This is a genomic window from Mycolicibacter longobardus (assembly GCF_002102265.1).
GTDB lineage: Bacteria > Actinomycetota > Actinomycetes > Mycobacteriales > Mycobacteriaceae > Mycobacterium > Mycobacterium longobardum.
Genome location: NZ_LQPG01000039.1, coordinates 130,956 through 147,301, shown reverse-complemented (window position 1 = coordinate 147,301; position 16,346 = coordinate 130,956). Strand labels below are relative to the sequence as shown.

General features: G+C 66.7%; 21 protein-coding genes. 6 read left to right on the top strand and 15 right to left on the bottom strand.

Annotated elements, in window-relative coordinates:
• Nucleotides 1-323, top strand: a 323-nt coding sequence (locus AWC16_RS24755) for a hypothetical protein (RefSeq protein ID WP_207572363.1), incomplete at its 5' end; no start/stop codon positions are given.
• 465 nt (nucleotides 324-788) lie between these two features.
• On the opposite strand, the gene AWC16_RS19745 is transcribed toward AWC16_RS24755, so the two are convergent.
• From AWC16_RS19745 to AWC16_RS19710, 9 genes are all read right to left on the bottom strand, one after another.
• A complete protein-coding gene (locus AWC16_RS19745) occupies nucleotides 789-1,382 on the bottom strand; it encodes a hypothetical protein (RefSeq protein ID WP_133056015.1) in 594 nt (197 codons plus the stop codon).
• Nucleotides 1,379-1,603 carry a hypothetical protein gene (locus tag AWC16_RS19740; protein WP_133056014.1) on the bottom strand — a complete coding sequence of 75 codons (225 nt, stop codon included), beginning with the start codon at nucleotides 1,601-1,603 and terminating at the stop codon, nucleotides 1,379-1,381. The genes AWC16_RS19745 and AWC16_RS19740 overlap by 4 nt, the downstream gene beginning before the upstream one ends.
• A 158-nt stretch (nucleotides 1,604-1,761) precedes the next feature.
• Nucleotides 1,762-3,054 (bottom strand): AAA family ATPase, encoded by a 1,293-nt coding sequence (locus tag AWC16_RS19735; RefSeq protein ID WP_234812353.1) that lies wholly within the window; start codon nucleotides 3,052-3,054, stop codon nucleotides 1,762-1,764.
• Nucleotides 3,055-3,301: 247 nt separating this feature from the next.
• Nucleotides 3,302-3,625 carry a hypothetical protein gene (locus AWC16_RS19730; RefSeq protein ID WP_085266412.1) on the bottom strand — a complete coding sequence of 108 codons (324 nt, stop codon included), beginning with the start codon at nucleotides 3,623-3,625 and terminating at the stop codon, nucleotides 3,302-3,304.
• 80 nt (nucleotides 3,626-3,705) lie between these two features.
• The gene (locus AWC16_RS24125) at nucleotides 3,706-3,903 is read right to left on the bottom strand and encodes a hypothetical protein (RefSeq protein WP_133056013.1); all 198 of its coding nucleotides are present in this window, start codon (nucleotides 3,901-3,903) and stop codon (nucleotides 3,706-3,708) included.
• 162 nt (nucleotides 3,904-4,065) lie between these two features.
• Nucleotides 4,066-5,238: a hypothetical protein gene (locus AWC16_RS19725; protein WP_085266411.1), complete on the bottom strand. Its 1,173-nt coding sequence runs from the start codon at nucleotides 5,236-5,238 to the stop codon at nucleotides 4,066-4,068.
• Entirely contained in the window at nucleotides 5,235-5,426 is a 192-nt protein-coding gene (locus AWC16_RS19720; RefSeq protein WP_133056012.1) for a hypothetical protein, read from the bottom strand. Before AWC16_RS19720 ends, AWC16_RS19725 begins: the two co-directional genes overlap by 4 nt.
• Before the next feature lie 522 nt (nucleotides 5,427-5,948).
• A complete protein-coding gene (locus tag AWC16_RS19715; protein ID WP_085266409.1) occupies nucleotides 5,949-7,280 on the bottom strand; it encodes a vWA domain-containing protein in 1,332 nt (443 codons plus the stop codon).
• A gap of 186 nt (nucleotides 7,281-7,466) precedes the next feature.
• Nucleotides 7,467-8,555 carry an AAA family ATPase gene (locus tag AWC16_RS19710; protein ID WP_337339862.1) on the bottom strand — a complete coding sequence of 363 codons (1,089 nt, stop codon included), beginning with the start codon at nucleotides 8,553-8,555 and terminating at the stop codon, nucleotides 7,467-7,469.
• Between the two features lie 390 nt (nucleotides 8,556-8,945).
• On the opposite strand from AWC16_RS19710, the gene AWC16_RS19705 reads away from it, so the two are divergent.
• Nucleotides 8,946-9,359: a hypothetical protein gene (locus tag AWC16_RS19705; RefSeq protein WP_085266407.1), complete on the top strand. Its 414-nt coding sequence runs from the start codon at nucleotides 8,946-8,948 to the stop codon at nucleotides 9,357-9,359.
• A 330-nt stretch (nucleotides 9,360-9,689) separates the two neighbouring features.
• On the opposite strand, the gene AWC16_RS19700 is transcribed toward AWC16_RS19705, so the two are convergent.
• From AWC16_RS19700 to AWC16_RS19690, 4 genes are read right to left on the bottom strand one after another with little or no spacing between them, the layout of a single operon-like run.
• Nucleotides 9,690-9,959 carry a hypothetical protein gene (locus tag AWC16_RS19700; protein ID WP_085266406.1) on the bottom strand — a complete coding sequence of 90 codons (270 nt, stop codon included), beginning with the start codon at nucleotides 9,957-9,959 and terminating at the stop codon, nucleotides 9,690-9,692.
• Nucleotides 9,960-9,971: 12 nt separating this feature from the next.
• Nucleotides 9,972-10,181 (bottom strand): hypothetical protein, encoded by a 210-nt coding sequence (locus tag AWC16_RS19695; RefSeq protein ID WP_133056011.1) that lies wholly within the window; start codon nucleotides 10,179-10,181, stop codon nucleotides 9,972-9,974.
• Nucleotides 10,178-10,354 carry a hypothetical protein gene (locus AWC16_RS24530; protein WP_165759274.1) on the bottom strand — a complete coding sequence of 59 codons (177 nt, stop codon included), beginning with the start codon at nucleotides 10,352-10,354 and terminating at the stop codon, nucleotides 10,178-10,180. Before AWC16_RS24530 ends, AWC16_RS19695 begins: the two co-directional genes overlap by 4 nt.
• Nucleotides 10,351-10,638, bottom strand: a complete 288-nt coding sequence (locus AWC16_RS19690) for a hypothetical protein (RefSeq protein ID WP_085266404.1) — start codon at nucleotides 10,636-10,638, stop codon at nucleotides 10,351-10,353. The genes AWC16_RS24530 and AWC16_RS19690 overlap by 4 nt, the downstream gene beginning before the upstream one ends.
• Before the next feature lie 271 nt (nucleotides 10,639-10,909).
• On the opposite strand from AWC16_RS19690, the gene AWC16_RS19685 reads away from it, so the two are divergent.
• The 3 genes from AWC16_RS19685 (at nucleotide 10,910) to AWC16_RS19675 (ending at nucleotide 13,223) form a co-directional block, all read left to right on the top strand.
• The gene (locus AWC16_RS19685; protein WP_085266403.1) at nucleotides 10,910-11,203 is read left to right on the top strand and encodes a hypothetical protein; all 294 of its coding nucleotides are present in this window, start codon (nucleotides 10,910-10,912) and stop codon (nucleotides 11,201-11,203) included.
• Nucleotides 11,204-11,428 (top strand): hypothetical protein, encoded by a 225-nt coding sequence (locus AWC16_RS19680; RefSeq protein WP_085266402.1) that lies wholly within the window; start codon nucleotides 11,204-11,206, stop codon nucleotides 11,426-11,428. It abuts the gene before it with no gap.
• 85 nt (nucleotides 11,429-11,513) lie between these two features.
• A complete protein-coding gene (locus tag AWC16_RS19675) occupies nucleotides 11,514-13,223 on the top strand; it encodes a ribonuclease H-like domain-containing protein (protein ID WP_085266401.1) in 1,710 nt (569 codons plus the stop codon).
• Nucleotides 13,224-13,246: 23 nt separating this feature from the next.
• Here the strand turns inward: AWC16_RS19675 and AWC16_RS19670 are convergent, their stop codons facing one another.
• Nucleotides 13,247-13,687 (bottom strand): hypothetical protein, encoded by a 441-nt coding sequence (locus AWC16_RS19670; RefSeq protein WP_085266400.1) that lies wholly within the window; start codon nucleotides 13,685-13,687, stop codon nucleotides 13,247-13,249.
• A gap of 299 nt (nucleotides 13,688-13,986) precedes the next feature.
• Here AWC16_RS19670 and AWC16_RS19665 point away from each other — a divergent pair, with 299 nt between their 5' ends.
• Complete coding sequence (locus tag AWC16_RS19665) at nucleotides 13,987-14,808, top strand: SDR family NAD(P)-dependent oxidoreductase (protein WP_085266424.1); 822 nt, start codon at nucleotides 13,987-13,989, stop codon at nucleotides 14,806-14,808.
• A 16-nt stretch (nucleotides 14,809-14,824) separates the two neighbouring features.
• Here AWC16_RS19665 and AWC16_RS19660 read toward each other — a convergent pair whose 3' ends face one another.
• The gene (locus tag AWC16_RS19660) at nucleotides 14,825-16,093 is read right to left on the bottom strand and encodes a hypothetical protein (RefSeq protein WP_085266399.1); all 1,269 of its coding nucleotides are present in this window, start codon (nucleotides 16,091-16,093) and stop codon (nucleotides 14,825-14,827) included.
• Nucleotides 16,094-16,346 lie beyond the last annotated feature (253 nt).

Genomic DNA, 16,346 nt, shown 5'->3' with positions numbered 1-16,346 from the left:
TGGCTTGGTGTGGCCGCGGCTTCGCCGCAGGGGAGACCGGCGGCTGCGCCGCCGTGCGCGCCGCCGGCCTGCGGCCGGCTATCGGGCGGGTGGCTAGATTGTGTTGTGCGCGTTGCGGTTTCGTTGTTGGCTGGGTGCTGGTCGCGGCTTCGCCGCTTCTGGTGGTGGTGTTCTGTATTGTGTTGTGTTGCTTGGTGTTTCGTTTTCCGTCCGTCGTCGGCGTTGCCGCCGACCGTATTGCATTGCGCGCCTTCATGTTTCCTATTCTACACGTATCTTGTGGCCTGCCAATGCCTTTCGGCATTGCCGTTGTGTACCAATAGATTACGTTCTTACCCCCTCATACTATTTATGCTCACCTCAATGCGTCATCGCGGCGCCGGCCGCCGGCTGACACCGGCGCCCCTCGAGCACACCGCACCCCGCGGTCGGCCACCACCGCCGACAACCCGGCGGCCGCCAGCCGCCTCACCGCCAGACACCCCCGCGCACAGGGCTCACGCCCCCACACAGCCACGCACCAGGCCTCAGCGGCGCAAACCCCCACCGGCCCGCAGGGGATCACCCACGAGCCCGCTCACACAATCTCGACACCACCCCGGCGACACAGCCCACCCCCACCACACCCCCTCATACAATTCATGCGGCGACCCCACCCGCCGCACCCGCCGAACAGACCACCGGCTCCGCCGGCAATACCGCGCGGCCCCCGGCCCCGGGCGCCCAGAAAGCCGGATGGGCCGACCCCGACAGAGCCGACCCACCCTCGCACCCGCTTAGGCCGCCGGCTACGCCGGCCGCCGAACCAACACACTGAACCGATCCCGCTCCACCAGCTCAGCGTTCACCAACAACAGGGCCGTATCGATCACCTCGGCCACCGCCTCCAACAGGGGCGCCCCAGGGGCCGGCGCGAACACCCGATGCGGCTTACTGACATACGCCGACACCAACAGCCCCGGCAGCGCCGCAGCCGCTGGGTCTTCCCAATCAGCGGGCCGCGGGCCAACACGCTGCGGGGTCAAGCACAGCAGCACCTCCGCCCCATCACGTGTGCCATCACCGCCGTAGGCGGCCTCCACACTCACGCTCAACCACCCCGGCACCACCCCCGCCCGCAAACCCTCCACCCGCAGCCACACCGGCACCGGGCCGGCATCCTCAAACACCTCCGAGAGCAACGCCGACAGACCACACTCCGCCTCGCACACATCGCCGATCATGGCGACCAACTCGCCAAGCAGCTCAACATCGGCCCCCCAGGACAACCACCACGCCTCAAACCTCGCTGCATCACGAACCACCCGCAACGGCACCAACCCGACACCAGCAGCACCACCCAGGCCGGGAACCGAAGTCCCCGGCCCTCCCACCGCACTCACGCAACACCACCCAACAACTCCTGCGCCACATCCTCGAACAACTCCCGCGCGTGCTCCACACCCGCCTCCACCACCCGCTCCCGCGCCTCCTCATCCTCCAAACACTCAATACGCTCAGCCACCGCGGCGATCTGCGCCACCAACCGCGCCAACACCGCACGCGCCTCCTCAAGCGACAACTGCTCCACGAACACCACATCGCCCTCATCATCGACAAACACCAACATCTCCAAACAGCCCCTTCCCGGACTCACACCCCAGCTACAAACCGGAGAACACCTGCCGCACAACACAACCCCTCGCCCGACACCACCCACACTACAAACACCCACCGACAACCAACCCCCTCATACAATCAATGCGCGTCCCCAGCAGCGGGTTAGACCGCCGGGGTGGCGAGCAGTTGGTCGAACACACCGGCCGCCCGCGCAACGTCGTCGTCATCGCGATGATCGGCCCACGCGGAGCCGGTGTGCGCGTCGGCCAGAACGGTGAGATGGCAGCGGTGCCGCGACAGCATCACGCACAGCCGCGCCGCGTCGATCGAAAACGGGTCCGGGGTCCGCTTGCCGACCATCGGGTGCACAGCGACCACCGCCGCCCTTTCCAGCCCCTGCAGCGCGTTAGCGGTCCCGCAGAGCACCCCGGGGTGATCGGCCAGCATGGCGCGGATCGCAGCCGCCTGGGCCACGTGTGGCACCACTACGGCCACGTCATCGTCGGTGAGCTGCCTGGTGCCGGCACTGGTGGTGAGGGTGCCGCCCGCCAGCAAGTCCCGGACCCGATCGACTGCAGCGACCGCGACCGATGCCGAGGTCGGACCATCGGCGGCGGTGAGCACCCGGTGCGAAAACTCCGGCAACGCCGCCCCGTCCAGCGACACGTGCTCGGCGGGGCGCCGCGAGGTAAACGGCATGTCGGCGTAGAACGCCGACGACACCAGGGCCGTGGTGACCGGCCCAAGCCGCCATGTGTGCCGCAGCGCAATCGTGGTCACCGCATCACCATGCGCAGCCGCCAGGGCGATCGGCGCAGGCAAGTGCGGGCCGGTTGGGCTATCCGCCCACCGAGACACATCCCCGGTGACAACGGGGTCGATCTGCCCCGAATCCCCCACCAGTACAACCTGTCCCGCCGTCATCGCCCCCAGCGCACACAAGTCGGCATAGGTGCATTGGTAGGCCTCATCAACGATCAGGACGTCCGCGGCGAGCCGTTCCGGCTCCGAGGACAGCCACTTGGCGCTGGTCGCCACGCGCACCGCGCCGCCACCGGACGGCCACACCTGGCCGCGGCCACTGATGATCGGGCAGTCCCCGCAGTCGGGGCGCACACCCCCGGCCTTCCACAACAGTCCCACCATCGCGCGGTCGCAACTCTTCGCAAGCCGCCGAGCTATCTCGATGGCCTGTGCCCGGGTCTGTGCCGCGATCCCGATTCGCAAGTCCGCGCTGTCGGCCAGCAGCCCTGACAGTTCCACCGTCAGCCGGGTCTTGCCGCTTCCCGGAGGGGCAGGTACGACGACGGCCGGGTCGCCCGACCAGACCCCCAGCACCACTTCGGCGGTAATCGCGTCCCGCAACAGGGCTCTACCGGGCCGCACCCGAGCCGCCTCCGGCTCACCGCCATCAGCACCGAACGTCACCGTGGGCGCTTCGCTGCCTTCACCCACGGCTATCTGACTGGCAGCGTTAGCCCCACTGCTGTTGCGTGGCTTGAAAATACGCATCTGTTCCCACTGCCCCTTCCCGGGCTCCCACCCCGGCTACAGACCGGGTGTGAAACACACTTCCAGGTTGTTCTACCTGATGTCAGCCACACTACAACCGGCCACCGACAAGTTCCGTCGGCGGCCGATTGCGTGGGCCGCGGCGCCCTGCACAGCGGCGCGAGACCGGTACGGCCAGCGGGATGTTCCGCTAGCCCCCGGCGGAGGCGGGTTCTGTCATGTCGTGCGTCCCGTCAGCAAAGAACCAGCCCTGGTCTGCCGAAGGCTTGGACTCACCCCGGTAGTCGGTGGGTGAGCCGGCCGCAGCCCAACAGGCCTGATGCCAGACCGTCGCATCCTCGATCGCATAGTCATAGTTACCAAGCTGGCCGTAGCCGTCATAGGCACCCTTGAGGATCGACCCGTCACGTTTGATCGCCACACCCAAGTTCATCCATGCGTTGACCGTCTCCGTCGCCATCTGCGACAGCAGCGGATGCCCGCACCCTTCACAATCCGAGCTGAAAAACCCCACCGCACACCCCTATTCATCGATTCGCGCCATTTACCCGTTCACACCTCGCGCCGAGCACAACGCGGCTGCACCGCCCAGAGCTACATCGGTTCGCTGAGGTGCTCGGCCCACTCGTCGGGCGTCACTCCCGACACCAGAAACTCCCGTTCGCTGGCGGTCAGGTGGGGCAGCGCGTCTTGAATCAACTCACCCCCGGCCTTCCACGCCTCCAGCTGTTCGGCCGTGACCGCCAGCTCCAGCGTGCGTTCCACCCCCGTCAAAAGCGATCGCCTCGTCACCTTCACTGCCTAACCCCCTCCCCTTTCGAGGCTAGGGACGCGGCTCGCCGCACCCCGGCTGCGACACCCACCGCCGGCCACTTCGCCCTCGATCGGCACGCCGCAACCACTCGCACCCGACCCCGGCCCCCCGGGTTCGGGAGGGCCAGGGCCGGGTGCGCGTCATTCGGTTTCCGCCGCCGCGATCAGCACGTCCAACGGCACATCACGCCGCGCGCGAGTGGGCGGTTTACCCGAGGCGATCCACGACCCGCCGCCCGTGAGCAAGCGGCGATAGGTGAACAGGGACGACCGCACACGCGAGACGTTGGGCGCCGCAGGCATCAGCGATACCCACCCCCCTACCGGTGGCCGAGAGTCGGCCCGCACCCCGGCGACCGTCAACACCAGCGCCCCTTCGACGGCCTCGGCGGTGATGACCTCACCCACGAACGTCATTGCGCGGCCGTAGCTGTCGATTCCACCCGCCCAGCCACGCACCGCGGTGCCCTCACGCAGCCGAGAATCCATCCGCGAACACTGCACACTGAACCGAGTGCGATCCCCCCAGTCCACAAGCCCACCGGACACATTGCCGGTGTGCACCGCACGGTGCCGCCACAACCGATCTTCCAACAGGATCGACTCAAACAATTCCGCAGCATCACAGCGACGACGCAGCCCAAGGGCGGCCCGCGGCGCACCATCGGGAGCCGTCCAATCCTGCCCCTTGCCGAACGCCTGCCCAGCCGACTCGTAGCTGTAGGCGTCATCTTCGGCCATCACTGCCAAGCCCTCGGCGGGCGTTCCCGCCGTCACGGCCTGCGCCCACCCGGCCAGGCCCGCCACCCCGGCGCCGACCCCGAACACCTTGCGCCAGTATGTCCCCGACCGCTCATCGGTCGGCAGTCCAGCTGTGACGAACCGTTGCCGCGACTGCGCCAGCGCGTCCACCACCGCGCCACTGCCCGGGTAGCCCAGCCGGTCGGCCCACCACCCGATCACCGCCGATGCCTCGGCCACCACCGGATCGCCGTGGCCCGCCAGCTTGCGGGCAACACCGGCCAGCAGTGACACCCCCGCCGCGTCAGCCACCACCACCTGACACGGGGACTCAAGTCCGAACCGCGCACCGGCACCATGCAACGCCGAAAGGATGCTCGCACCGCCGGTCACGGTACGCGCCGAGCTGGTCGCGGTGGCTACCGTCGCGGTCAGCGTGTCACCACCGCGGCGAGCCTCGACAAACACCGCACTTGGCGACAGGGCCACCAGAGCGTCGGCAACCCGCAGGACCGGCCGACCAGAGCGCGCCGCATACAGCCGCTGAGCCAGGTCGTAGAACTCGACGGTCACAAGACCACCTGCCCAGCCCGACGCGCCATATCCCAGCCGTCCTGCAGCGCCGCGGCCGCCGACCCTGACACCGGCAGCTCGCCTTCGACCGCATCGGGGTCCGCATCAGCCACGGTCAAACCCGTGCCGGCCAGCACCCGCTCCGCATACGCGGCCAACCGGCCCACCTCATCACCATCTTGTGCCACCACAATCGCCCCTTCCCGGGCTCACTTCCCGGCTACCGACCGGGACTCCACCTGCTGTCAGGCACTGCCTCGCCCTGACAACACGCACGCTACCGCGACCCACCGACAACCCGTTTGAACACCGACCTGCGGGCCGCATCACCAGGTTGGCAATGCGCGCCGGCGGCCCGCTACGTCAGCGGTTCAGGTCTGCGATCGGCTCCAATTCACCCGGCAAAGCCGTTGCGGCCCTCCCGGTGTCTACGTTGCGAACCTTGTAGACGATCCCTGTCGTGGAGGCCCGATGATGTCGGCGTGCCACGATGCGCACCACCCCGGCGGCATGGCGGTCAGGCCCCTCGGTAACCGGCTCGAAGTGGTATCGCATCGCTGGTCCTCCTTTCTCGCAGACCCACTCTCGGCCCTGCGAACCGGGTGCTGGCCGGGAAGAACCCGCACCCGGCCCGCAGGTCGGAGGTTGGTGGCCGCCACCGGCAGTGGTGGTGTGCCGCTGGCCGGCCACCGGCATGGCGGGGCCGCCGCTTAGGCGGCCGCCGCAGCTTGGGAGGGGATAGTCACCGTGGTGGCGAACTCCGGTACCGCTGTCGCGGCACGCTCGTTGCCGATGATGACGCAGACAAGCTTCGCTGTGCCCGCCGCATCCGGCCACGGGCTGTCGCCATCGGTGAGCACCACCACCACGTGCGGCGCGGGCCGCAACGCTTCTGCAGCGGCGATACCGACCCGCATATCGGTCCCGCCGCCACCGATCAACGCAATGTCCTGAACCCGGCTGATCCGCTGCGGAGCGGCAGCGGCCGCGTCGACCGTCAGGACCGTCACGTGCTCGCGGGCGACCGCCGCCGTCCGCAGCACACCTTGGACTTCCGACAGTGCCGCGGCCAGGTCACCCGCACTCATCGATCCCGACGTGTCCACCACGACCGCGACACGAATCTTCGGGCCGCGCAGCCCCGGGAACAGTACGTCGCGGGAGCGCCGCGACGGACGGGCCATGCTGTAGTCGGTGCGTCCCGCGGCCTGGCCGATGGCGCGGCGGATCGCCACCCGCAGCACCCGGCGCCACGGCACAGCTGGCGGGGTGAGCACCTTGTCAGCCCACCGCTGCACGCCAGCGGGAACACTGCCGCGGCCCTTGCCTTCGGCGTGGTCGCGCACCGCGACGGCGACCTGCTCGCGGATCAGATCGGCCGTGGCAGAATCGATTCCAGCACGCCCACCCATTGCATCTTCGGCAATCAGCTCGCCGGGGTTGGCTTCACAGCCCGAACCCGAGCCGCACCCGAACTCGCCACCGCTATCCGCCGCGCCGTCACCGCCAGCGCCCGCGGACCCGTCCCCACCGGCCTGCGAACCGTTCCCGGCCCCACCGACGGCAGGCTCGTCGTGGTAGTCGTCGGCGATCGCCGCGTAGTAGTCCTCGGCGAACCCTCCCGGCTCACAGCCGAGCACGGCCGGGGTGACCGGGTCGACCGGCAAAACCACCCCGGCGTCGATCAGGTCATCGTTGATTTCGGCGTCGGCAGCGTAGTTCCACGCCAGGTGCGCCAGCGGCTGCGCCAGGACCGCAGCGCGGTCGGCGTGCACCCGCAACAGGTGCCCGACCTCATGTAGCAGCGCCGCGGCGACCTGCTGCACCGACCACGCCCCTTTGCCGATCAGACGAGCCGGGTCCAGGTAGAGACGCCAATTCTTGTCGACCGCGAACGTACCCATTCCTATTGCAGCGACCGGGATTACCGAGAACAGCGCATCCGCGAAGTAGGGCATGGCCTCGAATGCCACCAGATTCGCCGTGTGGTACACGCCGCGCTCATCGGCGCTCAACTCCCGCACCGTCACCTGATTCGTCATAACAATCCCCTTCCCGGGCTCATGCCCCGGCTACCCGCCAGGGCCACATCGACCGAGCCGCTCGGCCCGATACCCCACACACTAACCACCCCCACCGACAAACCCCCGTCCCCAACGGCGGGAGCACCGCCACCGGGGCGGGGTGGGTACCACCACCGCGGCGAGCACCCACCCCACGCAGAACGCCTACGCGGCGTCCTCGCCGGCCATCAGACCGGCAGCGGTCAGGATCGGGACGAAAACCCGTGCAGTTGCCGGGACTTTCGCCCCGTTCGGGCGCACCTTTGCCAGCGACCTGGCCGCAGCGGCAGCCACATCGGCACGACCAGCACCAGCGCAGGCCGACAGCGGCCCCCAGGCACGCCGCCAGGCGTCCTGCGTGCCCGCCGTGGCAGCCAGGGTGGCAACGCCGTTGAGGACCGCCCACAGCCGGTCGGGACGCTCACCCTCCCAGTCCACGATGGCCGGGTCGGCGATCACCGCGGCGGCATCGGGCAGATCGCGGGCCGTCAGCCAGGCCAGGAACTCCCGTCCCGCCTTGGCGCCGATCAGACCGAACACCGCGGACTGCACCGCCGCCGTGTCATCGTTGCGCAGCCGCACCAGGACCCGAGCCAGCATGTCCCAGGTACGGTCGGACGGCCAGGCTCCACCCAACCCGTCGGCCTCACCTTCCGGGCACGCCCGCAGCAGGCCGGGGCGGGACTGCACGAAGGCGGTCACCGCCGCGACGATCGCCGCGGTGTGCACTTCGGTCGGGACAACCGCCCGAGACACCGGGACAGCCGCCCAGCCAGTCAGCATGCCTTCAACCCACTCATCAACGGTGGGTGCGTAGTCCACGTGGCAGAACCGGTTTGCCATCGGCGCAGCCAGCTCGAAACCGCCCGCCGACAGCTCGGGAGGGTTGGCCGCGGCGAACACCCACACATCGGCGGGCAGTCGCAGGTCCTCGCCCACCTGCTTGTCCAGTGCGACCGCCAGCATCGCCGCCTGCGTCGACTCCGGCACGGTCGTCAACTCTTCGAGCAGCAGGATTCCTGCGCCCGCCTCCACCAACCGCTTAGCCCACGCCTTGGGCTCGGTACGCACACCATCGCCTTCGGGCGAAATGAACGGCATACCAACGAAATCGGTGGGATCAGAGTTAGCGCCCGAAACGATCTCGACCGCAACGTCCAATGCCTCGGCCAGTGAACGCACCAGGGCCGACTTACCCATGCCCGGACCCGACCGCAGAAGCAGGGGCACACCAGCCCGACCGCAGGCTTCCATCAACGTCACAGCCGTCGCCTTATCCACCATCACAAAACCCCTTCCCGGGCTCTTGCCCCGGCTACTTACCAGGGCCACTTCACCGAGCCGTTCCGACCCGATGCGCCACACTCTAAGTACACCCACCGACAAGTCACCGATTCATCGCTCTACCTGCACATATCCACCAGTTGAGAGGGCATCGCGCAGACCGCCACCGCACGCCGCTGCTCTGGTCCGCGCCGGCCATCCGGTTCAGGCTGGGCCTGCCCACATATCGACGGCGCCGCCTCCGGCAGCAACAACTTGTCAGACCCCCTCGATACCATTGCCTACATCGGGACGCATTGATCCCGGTACCGATTCGCCCCGGCCCGCAGCCGAGGCATGAGCCCGAGGAAGGGGCATCGCATGGCTACCTACACCGGAGTTGGCCGCACCAACACCTTCGCCGTCAAAGACATTGCGGCACTACAGGAGACGGTCGGCGCAGAGTTCACCGTGATACCCGAGGCCAACGCGCAGGGACCCGGTCGCGTCACCCTTCTGGCCAACGGCGGCGAGAGCGGCGACTGGTCAAGCTACGACTGGGACTCCGAGGATTGTGACCTGCCGATCTTCGTCCCGGACGTGATCGCCGAACATCTCCAAGACGGCGAGGTCGCGGTATTCATCCACGTCGGCAATGAGAAGCTGCGCTACCTCGGCGGTTTCAGTGTCGCGGTGCACTCCGACGGCCGTCAGGTGCGGGTGAATCTCGACGACATCTACGACGCGATCGGCCCCACGTTCGGGGTGCCACCCGAGTCCGTCGACAAAGCCTAGGTGTACTGATCCGGCCGCCGGGCTGGGGTTCCTCTGGCCGGCCCGGCGGCGAAGCCGCCAGCCGGTCGCGGGGCCGGCCGACACGGCCACCGTTATCCGGCTGGCGCCTGGGCCTTCTCGAAGGCCGACGCGTATTCCAGGATCGTGAGCTGATCGTCCTGGCTCCGGGAGTAGTCGCGGCCGGCCACCTGCTCAAAGAGTTGGTAGATGTCGAACGGAATCCCCTCGTCCAGGTCTACGGCTTGGCCCGATAGTTACGTCCCAGGCGCGCGGCCACGGCCTGCCCTTGCGGATCGATGTTGCTCATGTGCCTGTTGCCTCCTGCGTCTCCTACCGTGGCACCGTGGCGGTCAGCACGGCGCTGGCGTCGGTTCCGGGGTCGTAATCCAGGGCTTCGCTGCCGACGTAGAGCGTGTATCTCCCGGCGACGGATCCTGCGATCAGCTCGGCGCCGTAGTCGGCCAGTTCGTTGTTGAGGCGCCGGACCCCGTCGTCGGTGAACGGCGCGGTGCGGGTCACCGTGAGCGTCACTTGGTCAGATCCACAGTGATCGTCTGCGGTCAGCGTGAAGTCACCGCGACTGTATGTGGTGATCGTCATGCAACTGTCCTCTCAGAGCCATCCGTGAGCGTAGCCGGTCTGCGCCATGCGTTCGTAGATGCCCATGAACTCAGGCCCCATCACGTCGGCATCCACCCACGCGAATTCCTCACCGGCGCTGTCCACGTCGATCCGCAGAGCCCCCTTGTCACGTATCTGTGTGTTCATGTCCTCGAACTGGCGACAGAACGTCTCGCGGGTGGAGACACCGGCGGTAGTCACGGCTGCGCTCCGGGTGCCCATTCGTCGCCGTATCGGGCGATATCGGCTTCGATCGCGGCGACGCCATCGCCGCGGGTATCGAACTGCCTGAATCCGCCAAACTGGTTCTCCGCGTAGAAAGATCCGCCTCGTTCGGCAACATGCCAGATGCGCTTCGCGCGTTGCGCTTTCACGCCGCCCTCCGGTACACATCGCCTTCGATGTACTCGATCGCGCTGCCGTCCACCTTGGACACCGCTTTCCACCAGTAGTCGTACTCGATCCTGCTGATCGCCCAGTGGCCGCTGGCACGCACGGCTCCTATCAGCTGGTCGTCGCCACCGGATCCGGCGAAGAAGGCATCGCCCGAGCCGGCCCCCTGGTCGGGACCGGTGCGCACGGCCGAAATCAGCTCGTCGGCTGTTTTCGCTTGCGTCGCCGCGGCGAGCACCTGCTGGATCTCATCCCAGAACCCCATCGGTCTTAAGCCCCCTCCCTTGACACGTCGACCGTTCGGCGGTTGTCCCACCGGGTCCCCGTCGACGCCCTCCCTGTCTTCGGCCCCAGGCGTCGGCCGTCATCGACGCCGCACTCGACGCTCCTCCACGCCGTGGTGCTGCTCAGCACAGTACGCACGGTCGACGCAGTTTCAGCGCCGCGACGTGCACCGCACCCGACTATCGCCGAAAGGTGGTGCAGGCGAGTGTCGTGCAGCAATTTCGCCCAGCGCAGGGCGCTACCGTGCGCTCATGTGGACTGTTCGCTTTATTCCTGAGGCATGGGTCAACGACTGCGCAGTTCGCGTTGATCCGGACGGCGCCGACACCTTCACTATCAGCGATAGCGAGGCCCTGCAGGCGTTGCAGGGTGCATCGCAGCACCGCGACTGGGACCACCTGCAGGATCACGCCAACGCCCCGGAGTGGATCCGGCGTTGGCGCGGCCCGTTCACCATCGAGTTGATCGACGCGGACGGCGAGACCTGGTCGGCACGTCCCGCCCTGTGGCCGGCGCGGGCTAACGAACTGTTGGGAGTTCAGTAGATGTCGCAAACCATTGGATCGATCGCCGCGATGATCCCGCCTCACGAGGCCCAGCTTGCGGTGGCGAAAGTGCTTGCTGCCCTTGGCGGCCAGTTCGATTGGGATTCCGATACAACCGCGAACGTCGCTGATGCGGTCGCTCATATCGGCCAGTATCTCCCCGGTGTTCCTAGCTACTTCAACCAGAACGACGAAGCGGTCACGTTCTGGCAGAACCTCCACTAGGCGCAGGCAGTTCGGCGCACGCTCGCCTGCGAATTTTTGTCGGTGCCAACGCGTACGGTCAGGAGCAACACGAAAGGCACCGGGCATGAAGCGACCGATCACACTAGGCGGCTACCCGGCCAAGCAGTGCCCTCGCCGCACCCACAACCAGTTCTCGCCTACAGCGCCGCCGCGGCCCGCGCCCAGCCCGGAGCTGCAGGCACTGTTCGACGCCGGCATTGCCTTCGAAGCCCTAGTGGTCGATCTACTCCGCGATCAGTTCGCCGGCACCCCCACCGGTCTGCTCGTCTTCGACCCAGACCTGGACTGGGATCAGTGCAAAGCCCTGACCGTCGATGCGATGTGCGCCGGCGTGCCGGTCATCGTCGGTGGCCGACTCCCTGACACCAACGGCCGCGTAGGCGCACCAGACGTCCTCCTCCAGCACGCCGGCGGCTATCTGCCGGTCGACGTCAAACACCACCGCACCATGAAACCTGCCGGGCCAGCGAAATCCGTGACCGTCTCAGCGTTGGCCTCCCCAACCCATCGCTACCAGCACGGCGGATTCAGCAACGCCGCCAGCCACTGGCGCGACGACACGTTGCAGCTCGCGCACTACACGCGCATGCTTCAAGAGCTTGGCCATCACCCGTCCTCGCTCCCCGGCGCCGCCGGCACGGAACTGCTGGTCGGGGGCATCATCGGCACCAGCGACCTGACCGACCTCGTCGCCGCATCCCACGGCATCGTCTGGTACGACCTGGCCACCCCGGTCCAGCCCACCTACTCCGCCTCAGCCCCCGAACATCGCGCCTTGCGCTCCCCGCTGCAACGGTACGACCACGAGTTCGCCTTCCGCCTCAAAGTGGCGGCCGCCGCCCAAGCAGGCGGCGAGATCGTGCGCCCCTATCGAACCGCCGAGTGCGGCAGCTGCGAATGGTTCGACTACTGCAACCAAGTCGCCGGTCCCGCCGACGCATCCTTTGCACTGCACACCGGCCACCTCAACGCACGCCAGTGGCACCACCTTTACCGCGTTTCCGGCACCAACGGACACCTGACGGTCCAACAGCTCGCCGACACCGCTCCCGCCCAACACGCAGAGACGTTCCGTGACCACTCTGTCGGCACCACCACCCCACAGCGCACCCTCGAGAACGCCGTGCGGCGAGCACAGATGACCGTCGCCGGCCTGAACCTACAGCCACGCACCGGCACCTGGCCCGCCCCGCCGGCCGCCGACATCGAAGTTGATTTCGACATCGAGTGGGACACCGACGACCGTATCTACCAGTGGGGGCTGCGCATCCGCGACGGCCACGACGACACCACCGCGCGCTACCAACCGATCATCTCATTCGAGCCGCTCGACGACCAACGAGAAGCCGCCCTGGCTGAGCAGTTCGCCGACACGATCATCACCCTCCGCCGCAGCGCAACTCTCGCCGGCAAATCCGTCACCATCTTCCACTGGAGCCACCCGGAAATCAGCAAGACCGGCAAGTTCCCGCGAGTCGCCGAAGCCCTCGACGGCATCACCGTCGACCTGCTCTCGTGGTTCAACACCGAATTCTTCGCAGTGAAGTCCTCATCCCTGAAAAACGTGGCGCCACTGTTCGGATTCCATTGGGGTGTCGAGGATCCCGGTGGGCGGGCATCGCAGGTCAAGATCGCCCAAGCCCGCGCGGCCGGGCCGATCGCCGACGCCGCACGCAAATGGTGTCTGGACTACAACGAGTCCGACGTGCACGCCCAGGCCGCTATTCGTGACGGTATTCGCCGGCGATCGCCCGCAGGCGCGCACCCGGTCTAGCCAACTGTGGTCTGCGAACCCATCTAGTGGTGCTCCACCGCGTTGGTTATGCGAAACCGCTCGGGCTGTAGGTCGTAGATCGATACGGATATGGCCCCATCTGCCAGAGCATCGGCATCCCGGCGCAGTGGCTTGACGCCCCGCCGGCCGCAGAAGTCGACGTATCTCCGCCAGGTGGCCTCGTCGACGTGGCAGAACGGACAATTCTCTGGGTCGGCGTCTTTCGGGCCGTGGGCGCTGCATTCCTCGAAATACTGCATGCGGCGGGCGAGGGTGGCGACGACCTCTTGCCAGGAACAGCTGTCCTGGCCGGACGCCTTGGCCTGATATACCTGCAACGCAGCTGTGTCCCGGCAGTACGGGCAATCATCGCGCAGCTCAACGTGGTCGGTACAAGTTCTGTCGTGCAGTCTCGCCGCGAGGACCATCGCCAGGCGCTTCCACGTTGTCCGAGCCACCGACATCGTTACGCCTTGCGAGGGCAGGCGTTAACCATGCTCAGAGTCCCCGCAGGGCGGGTCGACTTATCCGTAAGAACAGCTGCACTCAGCACCATTCGCGCTCGTCGGCACGTGGGTTACATGGGTTCGACCTTGCGTGATTACCGTCGTCGTCCTACACATGTAGCTCCCGATGGTCGGCGTTTTCGTGCGATGGGCCTGCGGGGCAGAAGAGTGTGCGCGGGGACGGTTGGGGTGACTTCGAAGCCGAGTGGCGCACGGCAATCGGCGGCGACGTCAGCGTCGACGGGAGCGGGTGTCCGATGAATTTCCAAGAGAAGTACGGTCCGTGGGCACTGGTCGCCGGGGCCTCTGACGGTGTTGGTGCAGCCTTCGCCCACGCTTTGGCCCGACGCGGTCTCAATGTTGTCTTGGTGGCACGGCGGCAATCGGTCCTGGAAGAGGTCGCGGAGGGCATTGGTGGTGGGACCGGTGTGCAGACCCGGGTGTTGGCGGTCGACCTCTCGGCAACCACAGCATGGCGCGACATAGCCGAGGCGACTCAGGATCTCGATATCGGGTTTCTGGTGTATTGCGCTGGCGCCGATCCCACGTTCGCGCCGTTTCTCGACACGCCCATCGAGGTGGCCGAGTTGCTGGTACAGCGCAACTGCGTGACTCCGATGCAGCTGTGTCATCACTTCGCAGTGCCGATGGTGGAGCGTGGACGAGGTGGAATCGTTGTCTTCGGCTCGGGCGCTGGCTTGGTTGGTGGCGCGAACATGGTGGCCTACGGCCCGAGCAAGGCCTTCGACATGGTTTTCGCTGAGGCGTTGTGGAGTGAGTTGAGTCCCAAGGGTATTGACGTTGTGGGGCTGATTCTGGGCAAGACGGATACTCCGGCGCTGCGCCAACTTGAGTATGAGCGCGGCCAGATTTCGTCGCTGGACCAGGCTCCGGCGGAGTCGGGCTCGGTTGACGCCGTGGTTGCCGAGGCGTTCGAGCACTTGGGTGACGGGCCCACGGTGTTCGTGGGTGACCAGATGCGCAACGCGGTAACGATGTTGAGTCAGGTCAGCCGCAACGACGCGGTCCGGTTGATGGCGATGGCAAGTGCGGCAGCGATGGGCAACGCACCGGACTGAACTGGCGGCGGGGTGGCTATTCTTCTTTGCCGACACCCAGGAGGTCGGCGAGGGCGTTGAAGGCCGAAACGTGTTCTACGGAAACGGTAATTGGGTCTCCCTCGAACAGTTCGTTGTAGCCGTCCGCGGTGACGGTGTAGGTGACGTTCACGTCGTCGATGTCGTCCTCGCGGAGCATGAGCACGATGTCGTGTTCGGCGCTGGTCCATTTCTTGCGTGGCCGCAGCGTCGTCAGAGTGATTGTGACTTCGAGGTCACCGTCGTCGTTGTGGTCGTAGGTGACCGGGTAGTCCTTGAGGCGTAGCGTGCCGTAGTCGAGGCCGGTGATGTGCCAGTTGGGCGGCTTCCAGTGCCGGTCCTGCATCTTGTCGAGTTCGAAGGAGTCAGGCGCGGTCCAGTCGACGCCGCGTGCACCGCCAAAGGTCAAGACGATCTCGACGTTGTTGAGGAACGAGGTTTCAAGGTTCTCGATGGTGAATTTCAGTCCTGCGCCGGCTGCGGCGGCCAGGTAGTCGCGTGACCAATCCCAGTCCTGCTGTAGTGCCTCGCGGAAGGCTTGGGCACTGTCGGTGATCTCGTTTTCGGTCAACGCTTTTGGCGGCTCTGGCGACTTTGGGCCCAGGCTTTGATACAGGCTGACGGGTTCGAGCGGCGCGAACAGGGGGAGACGTCCCGCGCCGCGCTCTTGGGCCTCCTCGGAGCGTTTCCGGATTTGGTGCTCGTGGATGTCGACGAGCACGTCGATCACGGCGTCCTCGTCGGTGAAGGACATTGCGGTGCCGGCGACAGATGCCCGGACGATCATGGGTGGGCGGCCAGGTGAGATCTTGAGGAACTGCTGCCGGGTTGCTGCCATCCGCGGCCGGTCCAGGATGGTGGCCAGCCGTTCCAGGTGGTAGATGTCGATGTCAAGGTCCCCGCCGAGCTCGCGCAGATCCCGTCGCTCGGCAAGCCGTAGTTCCTGGTTGGTGACGAACGCGATGCCGACCGGCTTGTGTTTCCGGGCGGCCGCGATGTCGTCCTTCAGCTTTTTCTCGATGGTGGTGAAGTCCTGTTGGCCGCGGGGGAAGTACACCGCCCAGGTCCACTTGCTGCTGTCGCGGGTGCATTCGCCGTCTCGGCCACCGTCCTTGCCGCCCAACGGATGCGAGGGGTCGATATCGGTGAACCCTTCCTCGTCCAGCATCAACGCCGCGAGGCGTTCTGACGGCGTCTGCCCGTAGGACCACTCCCGCAGTCGGTGCCAGGTTTCGTCGGTGCGGGCCTCATCCTCGGGAGTCGTCATGTCCTCATCCTTTCCTGTCCTGTGACGTCGCATCGAGCATCGAACACACCTGCGACACGCGGTGCGGCCGCGGTATCCATCGCCACATGGATCTCATCCGCCACACTCGTCCCATGGACACCAACTGCGGCCTCGTGACGGTTTGCCGACCTCTGCACAACGCGGATCCGGACGAACTCTGTGACTGGGTTAAATTTTTCGATCACGCGGACTGCGTAACCGTTGCGAATGCTGGCGTATTTCAGCACGTCAT